Source organism: Staphylococcus sp. 231237_7MaSpsaltlick (genome assembly GCF_043107035.1).
This window is the reverse complement of sequence record NZ_JBICNX010000159.1, coordinates 1-1,040: the sequence shown is the minus strand read 5'-3', so window position 1 is coordinate 1,040 and position 1,040 is coordinate 1. Positions and strand designations below refer to the sequence as shown.

The window sequence follows — 1,040 nt, the reverse complement described above, 5'->3', positions numbered from 1 at the left end:
CCTGTAGTACTCTTTCCATTTGTAAAACCGCCTTTTTATTTGTTGTGTAGTTCGGGTTAATTGCTAACCCTTACTACACTTAATACTATACACTATTTTTCTTTATTTGTAAATAGTTTATTCATTTTTCTTTATGTTTTTATAATTTTTCAAATTCCTTCATATTATATGGCGCTTTATCTTCCATTTGCGATACAAACCATTCACCTTTTAAATCTTGATAGTAAAGAAATCCATTATTATCTGAACCTCTATATGGTATAAATTCATCTTCACCATTCTCACCTTTAACATAAAATCCATCTATTTGACCTTCGCTATATACTAGATAATCAAACTTTCTAATCTCATCTAACGATTCTGCAAGAAAGAACTCTGATATATGACCGCCCGAACAGTATTTAATTGTTTCTTCAGGATTTGTACGATGTAATTCTCTATAGTCTTCATCGTTTAAAATGATTGATGTCTGTCCCAAACTACCTAATGCTAGTTTTTTATCTAATAATTCATACGTTTTGTCTCTACTCTTATAGTGTTCAAATAATGTCTCTCCTACACCCTCAATATATCCATCATAATGAACATAAATGCCTAAAAATTCTCCATTTGTTTGTTCTTGAAAAATTGCTGTTCTTGTACCCATAATCATGCTCCTTTTAAGTGTTTGTTGTCTTTCACCTTTTTATTTGTATATAGAGGGCTAACGCCCTCTATGTTGTTTTAAATAGTTAAGAAACTATCTTCCTCAATATCTAAACCAATTCTAATAGATTCATCAAATTGAACGTGTATCTGTCCAATATCATCTACACACTCAACTGTGCCTTTATCTCCTTTCATCAATTTACAAAAATCATCATTAATGTGTATTAACTCAATTCTTGTACCTTCGGGTAATTCTCGCTTTAACTTTTCAAAATTAATCATACTGTAAAACCACCTTTTTATTTGTTGTGCAGTTCGGGTTAATTGCTAACCCTTACTACACTTAATAATATACACTATTTTTCTTTATTTGTAAACAGTTAATATGTATC

Annotated in this window: 2 protein-coding genes; both read right to left on the bottom strand. The window is 30.1% G+C overall.

The genetic code is table 11. The annotated features are described in order from the left end of the window. Positions 1-139: 139 nt before the first annotated feature. A complete protein-coding gene (locus tag ACF91D_RS30615; RefSeq protein WP_392438512.1) occupies positions 140-646 on the bottom strand; it encodes a hypothetical protein in 507 nt (168 codons plus the stop codon). Positions 647-723: 77 nt separating this feature from the next. Then, the gene (locus ACF91D_RS30610; RefSeq protein ID WP_392438511.1) at positions 724-930 is read right to left on the bottom strand and encodes a DUF4314 domain-containing protein; all 207 of its coding nucleotides are present in this window, start codon (positions 928-930) and stop codon (positions 724-726) included. Positions 931-1,040: the final 110 nt, after the last annotated feature.

What these genes read in the sequence shown, in the direction of transcription:
- ACF91D_RS30610 (WP_392438511.1), bottom strand. Translation starts at nt 930, where the DNA reads ATGATTAATTTTGAAAAGTTAAAGCGAGAATTACCCGAAGGTACAAGA.
- ACF91D_RS30615 (WP_392438512.1), bottom strand. Translation starts at nt 646, where the DNA reads ATGGGTACAAGAACAGCAATTTTTCAAGAACAAACAAATGGAGAATTT.